The organism is Nostoc sp. (assembly GCF_036918245.1).
Classification (GTDB): domain Bacteria; phylum Cyanobacteriota; class Cyanobacteriia; order Cyanobacteriales; family Nostocaceae; genus Nostoc.
Genome location: NZ_JBALEF010000101.1, coordinates 14,665 through 31,235, shown reverse-complemented (window position 1 = coordinate 31,235; position 16,571 = coordinate 14,665). Strand labels below are relative to the sequence as shown.

11 protein-coding genes are annotated in these 16,571 nt (G+C 38.4%); 7 read left to right on the top strand and 4 right to left on the bottom strand.

Annotation, left to right across the window (positions count from 1 at the left end; genetic code table 11):
- Positions 1-14: 14 nt before the first annotated feature.
- Positions 15-1,569, top strand: a protein-coding gene (locus V7L12_RS29015) for an ISKra4 family transposase (RefSeq protein WP_335089666.1) whose coding sequence is annotated in 2 segments (ribosomal slippage) — positions 15-1,502 and positions 1,504-1,569 — 1,554 coding nt in all. Because the reading frame shifts where the segments join, the coding sequence is not laid out codon by codon here.
- Positions 1,570-1,699: 130 nt separating this feature from the next.
- On the opposite strand, the gene dxr is transcribed toward V7L12_RS29015, so the two are convergent.
- Positions 1,700-2,896: a 1-deoxy-D-xylulose-5-phosphate reductoisomerase gene (gene dxr / locus V7L12_RS29010; RefSeq protein ID WP_335089664.1), complete on the bottom strand. Its 1,197-nt coding sequence runs from the start codon at positions 2,894-2,896 to the stop codon at positions 1,700-1,702.
- A gap of 577 nt (positions 2,897-3,473) precedes the next feature.
- Entirely contained in the window at positions 3,474-4,382 is a 909-nt protein-coding gene (locus tag V7L12_RS29005) for a beta-1,6-N-acetylglucosaminyltransferase (protein ID WP_335089662.1), read from the bottom strand.
- 542 nt (positions 4,383-4,924) lie between these two features.
- Here V7L12_RS29005 and V7L12_RS29000 point away from each other — a divergent pair.
- The 4 genes from V7L12_RS29000 to V7L12_RS28985 all read left to right on the top strand — a co-directional run bounded on the left by V7L12_RS29000 (position 4,925) and on the right by V7L12_RS28985 (position 11,038).
- On the top strand, positions 4,925-5,749 hold the full coding sequence (locus V7L12_RS29000) for a hypothetical protein (RefSeq protein WP_335089660.1): 825 nt from the start codon (positions 4,925-4,927) through the stop codon (positions 5,747-5,749).
- 564 nt (positions 5,750-6,313) lie between these two features.
- The gene (locus tag V7L12_RS28995) at positions 6,314-7,621 is read left to right on the top strand and encodes a mannosyltransferase family protein (protein WP_335089658.1); all 1,308 of its coding nucleotides are present in this window, start codon (positions 6,314-6,316) and stop codon (positions 7,619-7,621) included.
- A gap of 45 nt (positions 7,622-7,666) precedes the next feature.
- Positions 7,667-9,649 carry a DMT family transporter gene (locus V7L12_RS28990; RefSeq protein WP_335089657.1) on the top strand — a complete coding sequence of 661 codons (1,983 nt, stop codon included), beginning with the start codon at positions 7,667-7,669 and terminating at the stop codon, positions 9,647-9,649.
- A 189-nt stretch (positions 9,650-9,838) separates the two neighbouring features.
- Positions 9,839-11,038, top strand: coding sequence for a hypothetical protein (locus tag V7L12_RS28985; protein ID WP_335089655.1), 1,200 nt, complete (start codon positions 9,839-9,841; stop codon positions 11,036-11,038).
- A 42-nt stretch (positions 11,039-11,080) separates the two neighbouring features.
- Here the strand turns inward: V7L12_RS28985 and V7L12_RS28980 are convergent, their stop codons facing one another.
- Positions 11,081-12,622: an ArnT family glycosyltransferase gene (locus V7L12_RS28980; RefSeq protein WP_335089900.1), complete on the bottom strand. Its 1,542-nt coding sequence runs from the start codon at positions 12,620-12,622 to the stop codon at positions 11,081-11,083.
- 183 nt (positions 12,623-12,805) lie between these two features.
- On the opposite strand from V7L12_RS28980, the gene V7L12_RS28975 reads away from it, so the two are divergent.
- Entirely contained in the window at positions 12,806-14,014 is a 1,209-nt protein-coding gene (locus tag V7L12_RS28975) for a hypothetical protein (protein WP_335089653.1), read from the top strand.
- A gap of 41 nt (positions 14,015-14,055) precedes the next feature.
- Positions 14,056-15,438 (top strand): DUF2079 domain-containing protein, encoded by a 1,383-nt coding sequence (locus tag V7L12_RS28970; RefSeq protein ID WP_335089651.1) that lies wholly within the window; start codon positions 14,056-14,058, stop codon positions 15,436-15,438.
- Positions 15,439-15,449: 11 nt separating this feature from the next.
- Here V7L12_RS28970 and V7L12_RS28965 read toward each other — a convergent pair whose 3' ends face one another.
- Positions 15,450-16,088, bottom strand: coding sequence for a Uma2 family endonuclease (locus V7L12_RS28965; protein ID WP_335089649.1), 639 nt, complete (start codon positions 16,086-16,088; stop codon positions 15,450-15,452).
- Positions 16,089-16,571: the final 483 nt, after the last annotated feature.

Below are 16,571 nucleotides of genomic sequence, written 5' to 3'. Positions count from 1 at the left end.
TATAGCCAAGAGAGATGCAAGTATCTACCGTAAATGAAGACGTATTTTTCCTAGAAGCACGCGAACTATTTGAAGAAATGGTAGACTGGCTAAGTTCAGAAAGCGTTTGTGGTCTGGAGCATGGAGAATTAGAAAACAAGCTCTTTGTCAACGGCAACGAACTATTAAGACGACTCCTACAAGGTTATTTAGACAGGCGCAGCGACGATGAGATAGAAAGTGATTGTTCTGGTAGTGACGGAGCCAAAAGAACCCATAAGCGGAAAGTGTCCCGGAAACTAACAACAATACTTGGTACAGTCACAGTCAGAAGAATGGGCTACGGTGGCAGAAAAATAAGCAGCCTCAGTCCATTAGATGCAGAATTAAACCTACCAACAGAACAATACTCACACGGAGTCAGGCAAAGAGTCGCCACAGAAGTAGCCTTAAACGGGTTTAACTCTACAGTAGAAATCATCAAGAAAACAACAGCTGCGCTTGTACCCAAGCGGCAAGTCGAAGAATTAGCGCAAACCAGTTCCAGAGACTTTAATGAGTTCTATGACTACCTTCAAGCACAATCAAAGCAATTAGAACAGACAGGAGAAATTATCGTAATTAGTGCTGATGGAAAGGGTGTCGTTATGCGTAGAGAAGATTTACGCCCTAGCACCCAAAAACGAGCAATGTCTGGACAAAGAAAACTAGAAAAACGATTGAGCAAGGGAGAAAAGCGCAACTCAAAGCGGATGGCAACAGTAGCGGCTGTTTATAGTATCAAACCGTTTATTCGTACAGCCCAACAAATCATCAACCCAAAGCAATTTCCAAACACCTTGCGTCCTCGCCCTGAAGGAAAGCGCGTTTGGACTTCTTTAGTTAAAGAACCAGAAACAGTGATTTCTGAAGCGTTTGATGAGGCATTGCACCGTGACCCAAATCAACAAAAAACGCTCGTTGCATTAGTTGATGGAAATAAGACACAATTACGTCTTCTCCAACAATTGGCTGGAAAACACAACATCAAACTCACCATTGTTCTTGATATTATCCATGTGATTGAGTATTTGTGGAAAGCTGCTTTTGTCTTCCATTCTCCCAGTAATCAACAAGCCCAAGATTGGGTGAGTGAACGATTGCTCCGCATCTTGTCAGGTCAATCCAGCTTGGTGGCTGCTGGTATGCGTCGCACTGCTACCTTACGTGAACTGAAGCCTGAACAGCGTTTGAGTGTTGATAAATGCGCTAACTATCTGCTCAATAATGGTGCTTTTCTCAAATACGATGATTACTTGGCTGCGGGTTTTCCCATTGCGACTGGCGTGATTGAGGCGGCTTGTCGTTACCTCATCAAAGACCGAATGGACATTACTGGCGCTCGATGGAGTCTTGAAGGTGCTGAGGCTGTTTTACGTCTTCGTTCTCTCTATGTTAGTGGTGATTGGAATGACTATTGGCGCTTTCATCTACAGCTTGAGCGTCAATGCCATCATCAGGCTGTATATCTTGGTGGCATTCCTTTTGCTCAAGGGTGTCACTCAAGCCCTTTGTTCCACTACTCCACCACCAACAGCAATGCTTGTTTGATTTCCTCTTTGTCTTCCTAAAAGAGCCGCACCCAATTCATTTCCATATTAATTAGATTAGAGGCTGGGGATTAGAGATTGGGGACTAGGCATCAATTTCTAATCCTCAGTCCAAACTGAACTGAAGGTTTTTATCGCAGAGAAATTATCCGCGAGTGAGTTTCTAACTTTTCAGTCGCTGTTAAAACTTCTTGTCTTGCCCATTTATCTGCTGCCAAAATGTCATCTAAAGAGGGATTTGCACGGTTATCATTTTGATGGCGATCGCACACCCATTCGATACACCGGGGAATATCTAAAAACCGAATTTTTTCATCTAAAAATAAAGCTACAGCCTGCTCATTGGCGGCATTTAACACAGCTGGCATCGAACCACCAGCTTTACCCACAGCGTAAGCCAACTGCATACAAGGATATTTCTGGTGATCTGGTTCACTGAAAGTTAAATTTCCAGCTTTGACTAAATCTAGTCGTTCCCAGTCGGTGTAGATGCGATCGGGCCAAGATAGAGCATACAGCAAGGGTAAGCGCATATCTGGCCAACCGAGTTGGGCTAAAACTGAAGTATCTTGCAGTTCAATCAGCGAGTGAATAATGCTTTGGGGATGAATAACAATTTCGATATTGTCATAATCTAAGCCAAACAGAAAGTGAGCCTCAATTACTTCCAGTCCTTTATTCATCAAAGTAGCAGAGTCTACTGTGATTTTCCGCCCCATCGACCAATTAGGATGTTTGAGGGCATCAGCAACGGTTACATCTGCTAACTTTTCTATATCCCAGTCGCGGAAAGCTCCACCAGATGCAGTGAGTAAAATTTTCCGCAAGCCATCCTTGGGAACACCTTGGAGGCATTGAAAGATTGCGGAATGTTCGGAATCGGCAGGGAGTAATTTTACACCATGTTTTTTGACTAGGGGTAGAACCACAGGGGCCCCAGCAATCAGCGTTTCTTTGTTCGCTAAGGCAATATCTTTACCAGCTTCAATCGCTGCGATCGTCGGTAGCAAACCAGCACAACCAACGATACCAGTGACAACGGTTTGGGAATCACCATAACGGGCTACTTCTATCACTCCGGCGTCACCTGCCAGTAGAATCGGTTGAGGATCGAGGTCAATGATAGCTTCTTTGAGCGCTGGTAATTTATCTTCTGAGCAAATGGCTGCTATTTCTGGTCGAAACTGCCGAATTTGGGCAGCCAACATTTCGACATTGTTACCAGCTGCCAATCCTACAATCCGAAACTGATCTGGGTTCTGAGTGACAATATCTAAAGTCTGAGTACCAATAGAACCAGTGGAACCAACGAGAGTAATCGCTTTCACAATTGCTTAAGGATTTACAGACAACTCTCACTATAAATTGCTGGGGACTCTTTAATCACAGCAATCACTATAATCGATACACTGACGCAAAGGAGAAACGCAAAGAGGGGGAGACGTGGAGACGCAAAGAAATAAAATATCCCCCTGTCCTCTATCCTCCTCCAAAGTGGCGATTATCATTTTTCTTATCAATGTTTTGAGTATTTAAACTGATTGACAAAAGGCACTTTATCATCTTAATCTCTCACGGATACTGGTGGACTGTCCGCTGGCCGAACAATGGCGGCTGGATCAACGTCAACGTTGAGCAATCATCTGAGTGTTCTTGAACCTATCCCACTATTTTAAAAATCCCTACTTGTCTTCGTAAAATATGCTTGAAAACCTTGATTTTTTGTTTTCATTCTTTAACAAACTTAAGCTTTATAGCACAAAAATGATTAGTGGGATAGGTTCTTTAAATTACGTTTGGTTTACGGATATTTTACGCAAACCGCTCTTTTTTGTCCAAAGTTCAATAGTCGAGAACATTTATTATTTCTTCTCTACGACCAAAATTAAAAATTTATTTGCTTTTTTAAGATTGACTCAATATCATTTCATCAATCATATCTAATATATCCGGGTCTATAGTCATATCAAACTTCCTGGCAAATAATTTTTCTGAGTCTTTAATTTTATCAAAATCATTTTTTTCTAAAATTTTGGGGTGAAGGGAATTAACGTTAGACCACTCTAGATATGTCAAGCGAGTGTTAATAATTTTATCCTTAAAAGGTGAATTTACAATTAGGATCTGGTAAAACAATTCATCTGGACAATAAGTGTAATTAAAACGATTAACAAACTTAGGGTTTTGCTTAACAAAATCATTTATCCATTTTATGGATTCTCCTGTTAAGCACCAAAACGCTGAACCTCCATAAAGAGCAAAGCCTTCAGGAAGTTTATGTCTTTTCGGTAAAAGCAAAATCAACAATGAATATAAAAAAGAGTTAATGCGAGATTTAAACTCACGCTTTTCTGGGATAAAAAAATCCTTATCTTTCCAACGAATATACCAAGATTCTAATCTTGTTAAACCTCCACGATACCATTTATCACAAGGTAGTGGGAAATACTCTAAAAATTCTCTACCTTTATTTTCTTGGAGGAACTTCTTAATCTGTTCATTTGACTTGATCAAATAGTCTTGACCAGATAAGTATATAACATAATCGAAGTAAATACCTGTTTCAACTATTGATTTTATTCCTTTAAGACTAGCTCTGACAATATCAAAACTTCCCCATGCTAAATCGTATCTCTTTATGAAAGAGACATTTGGAAAATCCTTGAGTTGAGTCAGTACGTGATGATAAATTTTATAATCCGCTTTTTTATCTATATGTATAAAAAATGAAACATCATCTGTGTTTAGTTTATAAATAAGACGTACTAATTGTTCCGGATATTTATGTGCCAAAATTACATATGCTATTTTCATAAAAACTGCCTTATTAGATAAATCAAGGTTCTTTGTCTACAAGCTGTTTTTGTGTCACCTCTAATTTAGCCAGGTTCAAAGCACTGCCTGGTCAATTACTCGCCAATTTAATTCCACAAACTCAAAGCCTTAGCTAAACTGTCGTCGGTAGATATTTTCCGAGATTTGACTATAGCGACTTAGATTTGTGAAGTTCACTTTTCCCAACATAATCATAACCGTAGTAAATAAAATTACTAATTATTAATGATGAGGTTTGCTAAATTACCCATTTGGGCGAGTATCGTTTATACCCTATTCAGAGCTGAACTAGCACTATGCTTTTTTGGAATTATTTGCAGTTTACAACAATAAGTGGCTTTTTTATTCATTAGGGCGAAAACTGTTTGGAGTATTGTGAAATTAAGCGAAAAGGCTGACGGAGGTGTCACAATTATTTTACAGATTGGTAGTAAAATTGAATTTAGGAAAAGATTATGTTGATGGTATATGCTCTAAGTTTTGCTCTAAATACAGTATGAAAGGATAAAGAAATGCAGAATATGCAAAATTTCAGCAATGATTTGTGGAAAAAAACATCATTTTCTACATGCTCATATATTAAGTCGTTACGCGATTACCGTGCATTCATTGTTTGTCGTGCTATACAAAGCTGGGCTAAAGTACTAGAGCTTCCTTTTGCTGAAAAAATATTTTTAGATGATAGTAGCCCTGATTTAAATGGGATGAAGCTACTTCAATCATCCAATCAAATCAATCATTTTGATTGTGTAAGATATAATACTATCAGCCATCCCCCTCATAGTAATTTTGGAATTCTTATTAGTCTGAATCTTTGTAAATCTGATTATATTTTACATCTGGATGACGATATTCAAATAGTGGGAACACATCAAGAGTGTATTAATATCTTGCAACATGGTCTTACTATTCTTAATGAAAATAAAAATATTCTGGGAATAAATTTAATGCATGTAGATAAAAGTGCTGGGGGAGAGTGGGGTCCAGGTAAAGATTATTTTGCCAGTGATGTCTTTTCTCATCCCATTCAATATTTTGGAAATTCAGCATGTTTAATGAGAAGGGAACTTTTAGAAGTCGTGAGTTTAAAAGAAATTTTTAATTGGGGCAAAGAACAGCCTACTAATTGGGAAGAGTTAGTCTCAACTTCAGATAATACTTCTTCGTTTCTTGTAGCTAAGGTTGGAACTCCCTTTACAGTTGATAATGATGCATGGTTATTCAAAAGTACATTTCGTGTGTCTACCTGGGAAACATATAATTATTTATTACTTAAGAAATTAGGTTTAGGCACGCTAGCATCCCAATTTTCCAAGAAGATAAAAGAAAGGGAATATAATTCGTGATTGAAGCTTACAAATTAAAGAAGATGAGCTTAGGGAATACATGCAAAAAGAGCTAGAAGCCCTTTCTATAGTTTAGGCGATACGGTTCAGTTAAGAATATTTGTCGGTTGGGTTGAAGGTGGTGAAACCCGATAAACCCAACATATTGTGGGGTTTCGTTCCTCAACCCAACTTACACATTTTCATTTTTTGGGTTCAACCGAACCGTGTTGATAGTTGAGGAGTAATAAGTGTATTCAGTGCCAAGTGTGATCGTATACATAAATTGTGTATAGTGCGTAAATCATAAACTATTTCATCAGCTTTTAGAATACGTCTTAAAGCAGTCCAATTTTCATACAGCTAGACAAAAATTGTATTTATAAATAGTATATTTTAAAGATAAATTTTGAGACAATTGTCAAAAGTAACCAAATAGGAAATAATTTCAATTAATTGCTAATTTATCCAGTTGGTTAATTATATTGGTGGAGGATTTAATATGCAAAATATTACTCAAAAATTGCTGTGTTACAGCCATAGGTAAAAGGATGCACAAAGGAGTTTGTTGAAGCACTCAACCTTATGGCCAAAGTTCAGATAGTTATAAAAAAAGTTTTATGGAAAAATGATTTCCTGTTTCCAGCAGCAATATGGCTTGCCAGTCGAATATTCATCTGGACAGCTATGTTGCTGGTTGCGCCAAAGCTACCGTTAGCAGCAGAAGAATTTTTGCCTCATTTTGGCTGGGGGGTTTTTGATGCCTGGGATAGTATCCATTATCGAGCGATCGCAACTTCTGGTTATGAATTTGTGAATGACGGCAAGCAACATAATCTGGCCTTCTTTCCCCTGTTTCCCTTAAGCATCTGGGTTTTGATGAAGTTGGGCTTACCGTTTGAATTGGCAGGCACATTAATCAACAACTTGGCATTTTTTGCAGCACTTTACTCTTTGTACTTTTGGATCAAGGAGCATCATGGCATCAATGCAGCGCACTGGGTGACTGCTGTGCTTTCTTTGTATCCAGCTTCGATGTTTACGGGGGTAATTTACACAGAAGGACTGTATTTGTTTTTGAGTACGGCAACTTTGCGGGCGTTCGATCAAAAGCAGTATGGCTGGACTGCCCTTTGGGGCGCGATGGCGACAGCAACACGTCCTACAGGTATGGCACTAATTCCAGCATTGGCGATCGCAGCCTGGAAAGAACGCCGACCACCCATTGCCTATATAGCTAGTTTCACTACTGCTATTGGCATACTTCTATTCAGTTTGTATTGTGCGATTTATTTTGGCGACCCTTTAGCTTTTATCGAAGCACAGCGAGGATGGCGACCAACTCTAGGGTTTGATTGGCAGGGTTGGTTAAATATGTTCATGCAAATTGCCGTTGGCAGTAAAAATTGGCAATTTGGCTGGGTTCAAAACTCCTCTGGCGGGATTCAAGACCCCTGGTATCTCTTGTTATTTGGTGCGATTGTTGTCAGTGGCTATCTTTTATGGCATTTCCGTCAACGTTTTAGTTCTGTAAAATTATTTTATGGCTTTTATGGTTTAGTCTTATTTTTGTTGATTCTGGCAAGCGAACAGTGGATCGATAACTTCCTTAACTTGTTCATGGTCTTAGGTGGTGGCTGTGTGTTGTGGCGCTTACACAGGCAACTGACCCCAGTTACAGTTATTTATGGCTTTTGTGGTATTGGTTTGCTGCTAGCTTCTGGAGGCACTATCTCATTAAGCCGTCTCGCCTACGGTATTGTGCCTTTGAACATAGCAATTGGAGTGCTGCTATCTCGCCATCCTCGTCAGGGATATTTAATATTGGGAGCTTTTGTGATACTACTAGCCAAAATAGCTGTAGGATTTGCCCAAGAGCGTTGGGTTGGGTAGAAGGTTCGATCCATTATTGCTAAGAAATTGAATTTAAATTTCCTGATGAATGTATTCAATCAAACGAAAATAGCGATCACTTCATTATTTCTAGGTGTAGGTGCCATATCTTTTGGCTCTATTTTTATGAAATTGAGCGAAATTGAACTCACCCCCAGTGCCACTGTATTTAATCGCTTTTGGCTTGCTAGTGTGGTCTTCTTGCTCTGGCATGGATACAAGGCAATACGGCAGCGATTTTCCTTAGACAAACCTATAGAACAGCAACCCTACACCAGTCAGGATCTTTTGCTATTGCTAGGTGCTGGTATTCTTTGGGCTGCCACTTTAGTTTTGTTGGCTTGGTCGCTGACTCAAACTAGCCTTGCAATTTCTAGTGTGTTGCATAATCTCGCTCCCATATTTACTAGCTTAGGGGTGTGGCTGTTATTTCGTCAGGGTTTTGAGAACCAATTCCTGATTGGGATGATCATCGCCCTTGGCGGAGCGATCGCTATTGAATTTGAGGAGTTGCAAATTGCCACAGACGAGGTTCAAGGAAGCTTGGCTGCGATTGTTTCGGCGGTTTTCTTAAGTGCATACCTGCTGATCGTAGAAAAATTACGAACCAAATTTTCTCCGGCCACAACTGAATTGTGGATCTGTGCGATCGCGGCTTTAGCGATCTTCCCTATACTTTTGTTTACTCAAGATCAGCTTTTTCCTTCTACAGTCAGTGGGTGGCTTTGGGTAATTTTCTTGGCGCTGATTTGCCAAGTTTTAGGTCATGGGCTTTTGACCTATAGCCTTGCCAAGTTTTCCTCTGTGGTTGTCTCCTTGGTACATCTGTTAGAGCCAGTATTTAGCGGCATTTTCGCTCTTGTAATTTTTTCGGAAACATTAACTTTCTCAAATTGGGTAGGTTTCGCTGTAGTTTTAATAGGTTTATACTTAGCCGTATCTAGCCAAGAGGCTGTTAATTTGCCGTTCCAAGAATCAGTCAAAAATATAATTAACACTTTCGTTCAAAGTATGACGATCAAACTGTCATTACTAAAGCAACAATTCTCCAAAACACCAGCTTTATTAGGAACTGTCTCATTATTGTTTGCTCTAATTCCCATATCTTTAGCACCATCGCTGACCAAATTGTGTCAACAAGAAATTGGTGCAAATGCTGTAGTATTTCATCGCAGTTGGATTGCGACAGTTGTCTTTGGTTTTTGGAATGGACTTGAGGCTTTCCGTTACCAACAGTCTATTGAAGGAGGCAGGAGGCAGGAGACAGAAGGCAATATTACTCCTGCCTTGCTTGATAACCAATTTATAGAACAGAAGCCTTTTACAAGTCAAGAAGTGTGGCTATTGTTGGCAATGGGAACCTCTGCTGGAACTTACCTCCTCTTGTGGGCTTGGTCGCTGAGTCAAACTAGTGTTGCTAATGTAGCTTTACTATCTAATTTGAACTCCTTATTTGTTGCTTTGGCTGGGTATTTGTTATTTGGTCGGCGTTTCGACAACAGATTCGTGATTGGTCTGGTCATCGCTTTGGGAGGAGCGATCGCCTTTGAACTCAATAAGGTGCAATTTGCAACCGATCAAATATTAGGTGATGCATTAGCATTGCTAACTGCGGTTTTCATGGCTACATGTATGCTGCTGATAGAAAGACTCCGAACCAGATTTAGCACTGCAACTATCATGCTGTGGCGCTGTGGAGTGACAACAATGTTTCTACTACCCGTCCTGCCATTCCTCGAAGATAGACTATTGCCCTACTCCTGGACGGGTTGGTTTTTCATCATTTTCCAAGCTCTCTTCTGTCAAGTGCTGGGTCAGGGACTTTTAGCTTATAGTCTCAGTAGAATCTCTTCAGGCGTTGTCGCCGTCACGCTTCTTTTAGAACCAGTCCTAGCTTCCATTTTTGCTTGGTTCATTTTTTCAGAGCAAGTAGGTTTGTTTGATTGGGCCACTTTTGCCGTTGTTTTAGCGGGTATCTATCTAGCCCAATCTAGTCAATCGATTGTTCAAGTAACAAACGAAGGATAGTAGCAGTATGACAGCTAGTTAACAAAGATCAGCTGTTCCACATTTAACTTGTATAAGTAGTGTGGGCATATTGCCCAAACTATAAAACTTTAATGAAATTTATATTGGTGCGGGTGGGGTACTTTTGTACGTCACCAACTTAAAATCTGCTGTAGTATTTAGACACTGCCAACGAGACTGATACAATTTATGACGAAGGCTTCCGAAAAAACATTATTAAGATTAGTGAAATTTCCGTTTAATAAGTTCTTAAACTCTTTGCCATTCCCGGTTCCTGGATACTTGTTTATTGGGATTATATTAGCAGTGGTGATTCGATTGCTTTGTGTTCCAAATAAATCGGTGGATTACAAGTTTTTTTTAGCGCGTTGGTATGATTTCATTGCATCTCATGGTGGGTTAAACGCTCTTAAATATAGTTTTGCTGACTATACACCGCCCTACCTATATTGGATTTTAATTGCTGCCACCCTGCTTTCTGGATTGCCAAAAATTTTCACAATCAAGCTTTTTGCGATGACTGTTGATTTTCTTTGTGGCTTTTTAACTTATAAAATTGTAAAACTAAAATACCCAGATGGTAATAAACCCATCTTTGCTTTTCTGGTAGTTATTTTGAGTCCGACTGTGATATATAATAGTGCCCTCTGGGGTCAATGTGACAGCATTTATACAACTGGATTGATTGCCTGTATTTACTTTTTATCTATTCAAAAAGAAATTCCTGCCTTACTCAGTTTTGGTGTAGGGCTTTCTTTTAAGTTGCAAGCGATGTTTTTAGCACCTCTATTATTAACTCTTTTATTAAAAAAAAGAATTCATTGGTATTATTTACCATTAATTCCAGCGGTATATATAATTTTAGTTTTGCCATCGTGGTTGATGGGAAGACCAATACAAGAATTGTTATTAATCTACTTTAGCCAAGCTAATAAATACAAAGAATTGGCGAAAGGTGCACCTAATCTTTATCAATGGATTCCTAACAATTTTTATAGTATTGTTGTGCCTATCGGTTTAACGTTAACTGTATCTGCAATATTTTTCTTGGCATACATTGTTTATAAAAGTCAGCTCAAAATTACTCAAGATAGACTGATACACTTAGCCACCATCTCAGTTCTATTTATGCCATATATCCTGCCCAAAATGCATGAAAGATATTTTTATCCTGCGGATATACTTTCGATTATCTTTGCCTTTTACTTTCCGCGATATTTTTGGGTAGCTATAGTTGTGCAAATGGCATCATTTTTCAGCTATTTGGGAACTCCCATATTGATCAAATTATTTTCAGTACCTTTAGGTTTTGCTCTCTGGTTTGTTGTGCGAAAGTGCGATCTAATTTATCCAAAGCTAAATTTTAGAGAGTATGTACCTAAAGGATAAATTAATTAAGATGAAAAAAGTAAAATATCCTACATGTTTAACTTATGGTGAAACAAGTGTGAATTCTTTAGTCGAGCCGATAATTTTACTACCAGTTATATTAATTTGCTGTAAAGCCCCATTGTCTAATAGCAAATAAGATTTATTAAATAACATTTTTTGTAAAATTGGGACAGTTGTAGGAGTTACCTTACAATCGCAGTAAAAGTCTAAACTGGGACGCTCATAAGCAAAAGAAGTATAAATTTTTGTTCCTGGTGAAACATTTGCCCGAATTAATTCTGCTACTGGTTTAACTGGAAAAGCTTCCTTTAATTCCCAAATCCATGATTGCGAACTCATCAACAGTGCTAAAACTAAGTACATTCCAGAAAATAACACTGGAATAAAGTTGCGATCGCGTTGGCTAATTAACCAGACTACTGCACTCATACTTATTGCCAAAACAATGCTCATGACTATTAAAATAGGCTCTTTTTTTGCAAGAATAAAGTAAACACAACCTCCTAAACCAGCAATCGCAATAATAGCCATAAATCTTGTCCAAGTTCGCACCTTAAAATGACCGTACTGCCAAATTTCGCTAAGTATAGCACCAATTGCCAAAGCTAAAAATGGATATAGAGGCATAACATACCACGGAAGTTTAGTTCTCATTAAAGAGATACTTCCTAAATAAAAAATTGTGCCGATTATAATTAGATGACCCCAGGAAGTATGACGTTTTTTCCAAGCTAGATAAAAACCTGACGGTAAAAATAATAGCCACGGAAAACTATACTTAATTAACTCAATTAAATAGTACCAAGGTGGCCCACTATGACCTTCAACAGATTGTGTAAGGCGATCAAAAGTTTGTGTTTGAAAGTTCACTTGGAAGAAAGTTTCGCCATAATGTTGCCATTGAGCAGCAAACCAAGCGATCGCTGGTGCATTTCCTAAAAACATTCCCACCCATAAATAGGGGCTTGTTAACAAAGCAAACTGCCGATCTGCAATCAGCAATAAACAAGCGATCGCCCCTAGCGGCAAAACTATCATCCCTTTCGTGAGAGTGATTAACCCTAGACAAAATCCCACACCGAGAGCATACCGACGATTCTGACGTGCTTTTAGCAAACAAAACAACAGCAGCAAGAAAAAGGTAATAGTTGTACCATCTAGCATTGCTAGCCTTCCGTGACGCACCACAGGCAACATCGTCAGGTAAACTAAAGCGCTAAACAGAGCTGGTAAACTTTGGTTAAAAAGCAAACATCCCACCAAGTAAAGCAAAGGCACTCCTAAAGCAGTTAACACTGCACCTGGTAGACGCGTTGTCCACTCATTCACGCCGCCGATTGAATAAGTCCAAGCAATTAACAAGTGCATCAGGGGTGGCTTATTATGATAAGGTTCTCCTCCCAAAGTGGGGTAAAGCCAATGCATTGAACCAAGTGGAGCACGCCAAATTTCACGAGCAACCTGTGCCACAGTACCTTCATCCCAATCTCTTAAAGGGGAGTTTCCCAAAAATATCAGCCATAGAAATAGAGATATTACCAGTAGGCTAAATAACCATTTCTTTTCTCGGAATAGACGCATATCTAAAATCGGGATAATCATCTCTCTCAAACCTCCAGGATATCCCCACTAAAGCTTGCTTTATATGGCATCATAGCAGTTTCGTAAACCAGTCTTATATTACAGCAAAGGCGGTTCAACACTTTGCCAAAAGAATAGATACTTTGAGATGATTTCATCATTTTTGAATAACAGATACAATTTATGACAAAAACTTCAGACAAGAGATTATTAAAATTAGTGAAATCTCCGTTTAATAGGTTCTTAAATTTTTTTCCATCTCCAGTTTCTGGATACTTAACTATTGGAATTATCTTAGCAGTACTGATCCGATTGGTTTGTGTTCCTAATCAATCATCGGATTATAAATCTTTCTTAGCGCCTTGGTATGATTTCATTGCATCTCATGGTGGGTTTAACGCTCTCAAATATAGTTTTGCCGACTATACGCCGCCCTACCTATATTGGATTTTAATTGCTGCCACCCTGCTTTCTGGATTGCCAAAAATTTTCGCAATCAAGCTTTTTGCGATGGCTGTTGATTTTATTTGTGGCTTTTTAACTTACAAAATTGTCAGACTGAAATACCCAGATGGTAGTAAACCAATCTTTGCTTTTTTGGCAGTTATCTTGAGTCCAACTGTGATATATAATAGTGCCCTCTGGGGTCAATGTGACAGCATCTATACAACAGGGATGATTGCTTGCATTTACTTTTTATGTATTCAAAAAGAAATTTCTGCCTTACTCAGTTTTGGTGTAGGGCTTTCTTTTAAGTTGCAAGCAATGTTTTTAGCACCTTTATTATTAGCTCTTTTGTTCAAAAAAAGAATTCATTGGTATTATTTACCATTAATTCCAGCAGTATATATAATTGCAGTTTTACCGCCTTGGTTGATGGGAAGACCGATACAAGAATTGCTATTAATCTACTTTAGCCAAGCTAATAAATACAAAGAGTTGGCTAAAGGGGTGCCTAATCTTTATCAATGGATTCCTAACAATTTTTATAATATTGTTGTCCCTATAGGTTTAACATTAACTATATCTGCAATATTTTTATTAGCATACATTGTTTATAAAAGTAGATTAGAAATTACTCAAGATAGACTGATACACTTAGCCACCATCTCAGTTTTGTTTATGCCATATATCTTGCCCAAAATGCACCAAAGATATTTTTATCCTGCCGATATTCTTTCGATTATCTTTGCCTTTTACTTCCCTCGATATTTTTGGGTAGCTATAGTCGTGCAAATGGCATCATTATTTAGTTACTTAGGAACTCCCATATTTATCCAGTTATTTTCAGTACCTTTAGGTTTTGCTCTCTGGTTTGTTGTACGAAAGTGCGATCTGATTTATCCAAACTTACAAACTGGATTTAACTCTAATCTAAATCAAAAGTTTTAATAATGGTGAGTAGGATTGAAATAACAAAAAAACTGCCAAAAATGAATAATATCAAAGTAATTATTGGCATTAGTACCTTAATTTTATTTATCTCCAGCAGCTTCCGACACGAATTATTTAATTCATCTGGGGATTTAGCATTTTTTGACCAATGTATTTACTTAATTAGTCAAGGAAAACCGCCAGTTTCTTCTGTACTTGGTTTTCATGTTTTAGCCGATCATGCTGCTTGGATTTTATATCCTTTGGCTTTATTGTACAAAATTTATCCTAGTGTTTATTGGCTGTTTGCAGTACAGTCTATTGCTTTAGCATTAGGTGCTTTACCTACATATTTTCTGGCGCTGCAAGCAGGTTTAAAAGAAAATTTAGCAGTCGCAATAGTGGCTGTATATCTAATGTATCCGGTGGTTTACAATAGCAATCTCTGTGATTTTCACCCAGATACGATCGCAGTCCCTGCACTTTTGTTCACAGTTTTGACTGCTAGATCGAGAAAAATAGCTTGGTTTTGCCTCAGTATTCTTGTGGTATTGGGTTGTAAAGCTGTATTATCGCTGACTGTAGTGGCTATGGGGATTTGGTTACTCTTGTTTGAAAAGCGACGTTTATATGGTGCGATCGCAATTATTAGTGGGACAATATGGTTTTTGATTGCTAACTGGATTATTATCCCTTATTTTGGTACTGAAGCTGCGTTACTTAACCGTCATCTTTATCGCTATAGCTATTTGGGAAACTCATTTTCCGAAATGCTACAAATATTACTTTTTCAACCAAAAATTATTTTTAACAATCTGTTTTCAATTATAAATTTAGAATATTTATGTTTTTTATTCTTACCTGTTATTTGGGGTTTAAGATCACAATACCTCATACCTTTGATAAGTATAATTCCTTGCATAGCACTAAATTTACTTGCTGATCATCCTTCACAAAAAAATCTAGTTTTACATTATTCTTTACCAGCAATTCCATTTCTTATTTTAGTTTTAATTGCCAGCCTAGCAGCAGGTAAAGCATGGTTAAAACAAAGACGAGCAATTATTTTGTGGTCTTTAGTTTGGTTTTTGGTTTTTGGTAAATATGGTTTCTTTAGCTCAAAATATCTCCACAATATAGATAATTGGGCAGCTACAAAAGAGGCGATCGCTTTAGTGAAGACTAAAGATAGCGTTTTAACTACAGATATAATTAGTCCACATTTAACCCACAGACAGTTAATTAGTTTTAAATATAATCCTTCTCAAAATATTGCTGAATTGAACAAGTTTTATTATGTCTTGCTCAATGTTCGCCACCCAGGCTGGGCTGCAACTTCAGAATCTCTTTCTAACTTACTAAATATATTGAAAAATCAGTCAATTTTTCACTTAGAATATCAACAAGATGATGTATATCTTTTTGAAAAAACTATTAGTTAACAATACTCTTTTTACTGAAACTGGCTCAATAACCAAGCTCCAACTTCAGATTGATTAATCTCACGGCTACGGCGTAAGGCTTCCTCTAAAATTGCAATCGCCAGCCCAGGTAATACCTGTGATTCCTGGATACGTTTACTACCTTGCTCTGCCATAGCATAGGCAATGATTTGGGCATTTTGCACATCCACTACCCAGTATTCAGCAATACCCAACTCTTCATAGAGCGATCGCTTTGTACCTAAGTCATCCAGCAGCGATGTTTTAGCAATCTCAATCACCAAATCCGGTGCAGGATACCGATCAAGGTTGACAATCCCTGTACCTGCTGGGATAGCTTGGGCGCGTTCTCTGAGGTAATACGCCACATCGGGCTGACAATCCTGAACACCAGTTTTACGAAAGGTGGTTGTGTCTAAACCTGTGGCTGCAATGCTTTTAAGTGCTGCAAATAGAGTCACTGCAAAAATAATTACAACATGGTCTTTACCATGATCAAAACTAACTGGTGCTATCTCCAGCCTCATGTGTCCCTTATAGTAGTAACTCTTTGCCTTCTCGTTGAGCAAGTTGGTGACTATCTGCTCATACTCCTCCCAAGAAGTGTAAATCCATGTATCTGTCGGTAGCTGGGTTTGTAAATCACTCATTGTCTAACCCTCCCGCCAAAAGGAAAACTTTTATTTCTCGGCAAAGTCAAAATTCGCTTGGGTTTCTTGACTTCCAGAATAGTATATGACGTAAATATATGCTGTATTGGGATAATTCTATTGAATTGACTCCATACATTCTCAGCTTTTACTGATTAGAACACTAAAATTGAGTCTCTGAACTCGGAAGTTCGACCTTTTTGCTCGACCGTTGAGCCTCTGAACTCGGAAGTTGAACTTTTTTGCTCGAACGTTGAGCCTTTGAACTCGGAAGTTCGACCTTTTTGCTCGAACGTTGAGCTTCTGAACTCGGAAGTTGCACCTTTTTGCTCGAACGTTGAGCCTCTGAACTCGGAAGTTGCACCTTTTTGCTCGAACGTTGAGCCTCTGAAGTCCAAGTTTCGGGTTCTGAGGTTAAAACTTGAAGGTATAAGGTTGGATGATAGTGATTGAAGAGGCGGTTTTCTGATTACCAAAAAGGTG

What these genes read in the sequence shown, in the direction of transcription:
- V7L12_RS29005 (WP_335089662.1), bottom strand. Translation starts at nt 4,382, where the DNA reads ATGAAAATAGCATATGTAATTTTGGCACATAAATATCCGGAACAATTA.
- V7L12_RS29000 (WP_335089660.1), top strand. Translation starts at nt 4,925, where the DNA reads ATGCAAAATTTCAGCAATGATTTGTGGAAAAAAACATCATTTTCTACA.
- V7L12_RS28995 (WP_335089658.1), top strand. Translation starts at nt 6,314, where the DNA reads ATGGCCAAAGTTCAGATAGTTATAAAAAAAGTTTTATGGAAAAATGAT.
- V7L12_RS28990 (WP_335089657.1), top strand. Translation starts at nt 7,667, where the DNA reads ATGAATGTATTCAATCAAACGAAAATAGCGATCACTTCATTATTTCTA.
- V7L12_RS28985 (WP_335089655.1), top strand. Translation starts at nt 9,839, where the DNA reads ATGACGAAGGCTTCCGAAAAAACATTATTAAGATTAGTGAAATTTCCG.
- V7L12_RS28980 (WP_335089900.1), bottom strand. Translation starts at nt 12,622, where the DNA reads ATGCGTCTATTCCGAGAAAAGAAATGGTTATTTAGCCTACTGGTAATA.
- V7L12_RS28975 (WP_335089653.1), top strand. Translation starts at nt 12,806, where the DNA reads ATGACAAAAACTTCAGACAAGAGATTATTAAAATTAGTGAAATCTCCG.
- V7L12_RS28970 (WP_335089651.1), top strand. Translation starts at nt 14,056, where the DNA reads ATGAATAATATCAAAGTAATTATTGGCATTAGTACCTTAATTTTATTT.
- V7L12_RS28965 (WP_335089649.1), bottom strand. Translation starts at nt 16,088, where the DNA reads ATGAGTGATTTACAAACCCAGCTACCGACAGATACATGGATTTACACT.